The 4130-nt window shown below is 74.8% G+C and carries 3 protein-coding genes and 1 pseudogene; 1 reads left to right on the plus strand and 3 read right to left on the minus strand.

The genetic code is table 11. The features are described from left to right. The 3 genes and pseudogenes from GCU69_RS21765 to GCU69_RS21775 form a co-directional block, all read right to left on the minus strand. Positions 1–580, minus strand: a 580-nt coding sequence (locus GCU69_RS21765; RefSeq protein ID WP_170315902.1) for an NADH-quinone oxidoreductase subunit C, incomplete at its 3' end; no start/stop codon positions are given. Positions 581–1170: 590 nt separating this feature from the next. Then, a pseudogene (locus GCU69_RS21770) lies at positions 1171–1851 on the minus strand (NADH-quinone oxidoreductase subunit B); the annotation flags it as partial. Further along, positions 1842–2264, minus strand: a complete 423-nt coding sequence (locus tag GCU69_RS21775; RefSeq protein ID WP_408055832.1) for an NADH-quinone oxidoreductase subunit A — start codon at positions 2262–2264, stop codon at positions 1842–1844. The pseudogene GCU69_RS21770 and the gene GCU69_RS21775, both read right to left, overlap by 10 nt. A 671-nt stretch (positions 2265–2935) precedes the next feature. Here GCU69_RS21775 and GCU69_RS21780 point away from each other — a divergent pair. Then, positions 2936–4126, plus strand: a complete 1191-nt coding sequence (locus GCU69_RS21780; RefSeq protein ID WP_098753437.1) for a sensor histidine kinase — start codon at positions 2936–2938, stop codon at positions 4124–4126. Positions 4127–4130: the final 4 nt, after the last annotated feature.

Consider the following 4130-nt stretch of genomic DNA (forward strand, 5'->3'; position numbering starts at 1 on the left):
GGGCCGGCGGGAGCTGGCCCTTCAGCGGCCCCCACTCGTTCGGGTCGGGCACACCGGGCGGCAGCATCTGGCGTCGCTTCGGGCCGCCGTGCCCGGACTCCCCCGGCTCCTTCGCGCCGGGCCACGCCTTGGTGACACGCGCCGCCAGCACGAAGTCCTTGCGCAGCGGGTGCCCTTCGAAGTTCTCGGGCAGCAGCAGCGGGGTCAGCCCCGGGTGACCGGTGAAGCCGACGCCGAACATCTCGTGGGTCTCGCGCTCGTGCCAGGCGGCACCGGCGTAGACACCGGTGGCCGTCGGCAGGACGGGCGCGTCGTGCGGCACGGTCGTCCGTACGAGCAGCGCGCGGACGCCGGTGCCCCGGTCCGGGTCCGGCAGCGCGACGAGCCGGGCGGAGACCCGGAACCCGGTGCCGGGTTCGTCCACGGCACTCAGCCAGTCGAAGAACGTGCAGCCCAGCGCGTCGCGGGCGATCTCCAGGGCGAGGACCCAGGACTCGGCGGGAACGTCCACCGTGAGCAGCCCGTACGACTCCTCGGCGGTCGCTCCGGCCCCGAACAGCTCCTGGGCTCCCCCGGGCAGCCAGCCGACGCGCGGCTCGTCCGCCCGGCCCGGCGCGGCCTGCCCGCCGCCCGCCCCGGCACCGGTCCCGGCCTCGGCACTCCCGGCACCTGCCTCGGCCCGGGTCGGCTCCGTGTTGTCCGGTCGGCCCGGTTCGGTCGGCCGGTCCGGTTCGGTCGGCCGGTCCGGCACGTTCCGTCGGCCAGGCTCCTCCGGTCGGCTCGGCTCGGTCGGTCCGGTCACCGGTCGTCGCCCTCCTCGCGGGGCTGCTTCCGTTCAGGGGCGGACTTCCCGGGCGACCGCTCGCGCCCGGCGGCGGACCCACCGGCAGCCGACTCACCACCGGAGTCGGAGCCCGGAGCCGACGCGTCCGAAGCCGGAGCGTCCGGAGCCGACGCGTCCGGAGCCGGGACGTCCGAAGCCGGAGCAGCAGGGGCACCCGAAACCGGTGCCTCCGGCTCCGAAGTCTCCGGAGCCGAAGTGTCCGGAGCCGGAGCATCCGCCGGCGGTGTCTCCGGAGACGTGTTCGCGGCCGTGCCGCCCCCCGAGCGGTCCTCACCGGCGGCCGCTCCGGCCGCCGCCGCAGCCTCGGTGGGCTCCGCCGCCGCGCCACCGGCTTCCGGGCCGCCGCCCCGGGCCTCCCCCGGTGCCTCGACCAGGCCGCTGCGCAGTGCCGCCGTCGAGGCCCGGCCGCCGCCGCCCTTCCCGGTGGCGTACCGGTCGGCGAGCGATTCGCGGGCGATCTGCTCCTGGAGCTTGAGGATGCCCTGGAGCAGCGCCTCGGGCCGCGGCGGGCAGCCCGGGACGTACACGTCGACGGGGATGATCTGGTCGACGCCCTTCGTCACGGAGTACGAGTCCCAGTACGGCCCGCCGCAGTTGGAGCAGGCGCCGAAGGAGATGACGTACTTCGGCTCGGGCATCTGCTCGTACAGCCGCTTCACCGCGGGCGCCATCTTGTCCGTGACGGTGCCGGACACCACCATCAGGTCGGCCTGGCGCGGCCCGGGCGCGAGCGGGATGACACCGAGCCGCATGAAGTCGTGCCGGGCCATGGATGCGGCGATGAACTCGATCGCGCAGCAGGCGAGTCCGAAGTTGAAGACCCAGAGGCTGTAGCGGCGGCCCCAGTTCAGGACCACCTTCATCGGCTCCGGCGCGAGCCGGGACAGCACTCCGAGCCGGCGCGGCTCGGGCAGGTGTTCGGCCGGGCCGGCGGGGGCCGCGGCCGGTGCGGCGTCGGGGGCCGGTGCGGCGCCGGGGGCCGCCTCTCGTGCGGGGTTCACATCCATGTGAGGACGCCCTTCTTCCAGGCGTACAGCAGGCCGACGGCGAGGAAGCCGAGGAAGATGAACATCTCCACCAGCGTGACGCCGCCGAACCCGGGTGCGGCGAAGACCGTCGCCCACGGGAACAGGAAGACCGAGTCCACGGCGAAGACGACATAGAGGAAGGCGTAGACGTAGTAGCGGACCTGGGTGTGCGCCCAGCCCTCCCCCACCGGGTCGACGCCGCACTCGTACGTCAGCAGCTTCTCCGGGGTCGGCACGGCGGGCCGGAGCAGCCGCCCCGCGCCGAACGCCACGGCGACGAAGAGGACTCCGACGACGGCGAGCAGCCCGATGACGGAGTAGTCGGCGAAATAGCCCGCGAGGTGCTGTGTCGCAGGCGGGGCGGATGCCGTGCGTACGGTCGGCTCCAGCACGTCCGCTCTCACTCCCTGACTGCTGTCGTCGGCTGCGGTCGTCTGCCGCACGGTGCCGCGGCGGGACGGCCGCGGTGGTTCGGCGATCTGTACGCACGGGAGTCTAGGCCCTGGCCGTCCCGCTGCCAGCAGGCCGTCCACGGCTCGGTGGGGTTGTCCCCACCCCGCGCCCCCGGCGAACCCCATGGCGCGGGCACCCGGGCTCCGGCAGGCTGTCCCGTATGACCGACAGCACCTTCTTCCGTGACGGCGCCCGGGACGGTACCCGGGACGCCTCCGCGGGTCCGCGCGCGAAGACGGACGCCCCTCCGTTCACGGCTGCGGAGCCGCCGGCCGCCTTCACGGCTGCGGAGGGCCCCGCGTCCCTCCCGGCTGCGGACGGGCCCGCGTCCTCCGCCCCGGCGGACGGCCCCGGGCGCTTCACCTCCACGGACGGCCCCGGGCCCTTCACCTCCGCGGAGGGGCCGGCTGCCTTCACGCCGGCGGACCGTCCCGCGCCCGCGCCCCGGGGCGGAACCGGGCCGGGGACGGAGGCCGGCCCGGGGAGCGGGACAGGTCCGGGGAGCGGGACAGGTCCGGCGACGGGGACCTGGAAAAGTGCCGGGACGGGGACGGGAACCCGGACAGAGACGGGGAAAGGTACGACGACGGGGACGGGGATCGCGGCGGGTATGGGGACGGCAACAGGTACGGGGACCGGGCGGGCGGCCCGGGACGACAGGCCGCTGCCGCGCCCGAGGTTCGCCTTTCCCGGGCAGACCTGGCGGGAGATCGCGCACCTGCTCGCGAACCTGCCGCTGGACATCGCGGGCTTCGTCTACGTCTCGATCTGGCTGTACGCGGGTGTGTTCCTCTCCGTGACCGTGATCGGGCTGCCGCTGCTGGCGCTCGGCCTGCTCGGCGCGCGCCAGTTCGGCAAGCTGGAGCGGGCCCGCGCGCGGGCTCTGCTGGACGTGCGGATCGACGAGCCGAGCCCGATCCGGCACCGCCCGCACGGCGGCTTCTTCCCCTGGCTGTGGACGAGCCTGAAGGACCCGGTCGGCTGGCGGACGGTGCTCTACTCGGTGATCCGGCTGCCGTGGGGCATCCTCACGTTCACCGTCACCTTCGTCTCCCTCTTCGTGGCCTGGCCGGTGCTGCCGTGGACCGCGCGCGGGCTCACCGCGGTGGACCGGGCCCTCGTACGGGGGCTGTTGTCGCCCTCGGACGAGTTGGAGCGGCGGATCGCCGAGCTGGAGACGGACCGCGGCGTGGTCGTCGACACCGCCGCCGCCGATCTGCGCCGCATCGAACGCGACCTGCACGACGGGGCGCAGGCCCGGCTCGTCAACCTGGCCATGGGGCTCGGGCTGGCGAAGGAGAAGCTGCTGGAGGACCCGGAGGCCGCGGCGAGGATGGTCGGCGAGGCGCACGGCGAGGTGAAGATCGCCCTCCAGGAACTGCGCGACCTCGCCCGCGGCATCCACCCCGCGATCCTCACCGACCGCGGACTGGGCCCGGCGCTCTCCGCGCTCTCGGCGCGCTGCACCGTGCCGGTGAACGTGTCCGTGGAACTGGAGGAGCGCCCCGCCGCCGCGATCGAGGGCATCGCCTACTTCACCGTCTCCGAACTGCTCCAGAACATCAGCAAGCACAGCGGGGCGCGACGGGCTTCCGTGGACGTGTGGCGGACCGGGGACCGGCTGCTGCTCCAGGTGGAGGACGACGGCCGGGGCGGCGCGGACCTGTCCGGCGGCACCGGGCTGGCCGGACTGGCGGAGCGGCTGGGCGCGGTGGACGGGCTGTTCGTCCTCGACTCACCGGCCGGCGGGCCGACGTCGGTGACGGCCGAGCTGCCGTGGCGGGCCCGCACCGCGGACTGACCAC

The sequence above is a fragment of the Streptomyces lycii genome (genome assembly GCF_009735685.1).
In the GTDB taxonomy this organism is placed as follows: domain Bacteria; phylum Actinomycetota; class Actinomycetes; order Streptomycetales; family Streptomycetaceae; genus Streptomyces; species Streptomyces lycii.

Coding starts and splice junctions, on each gene's coding strand:
- GCU69_RS21780 (WP_098753437.1), top strand. CDS start 2,936: ATGGGGACGGCAACAGGTACGGGGACCGGGCGGGCGGCCCGGGACGAC.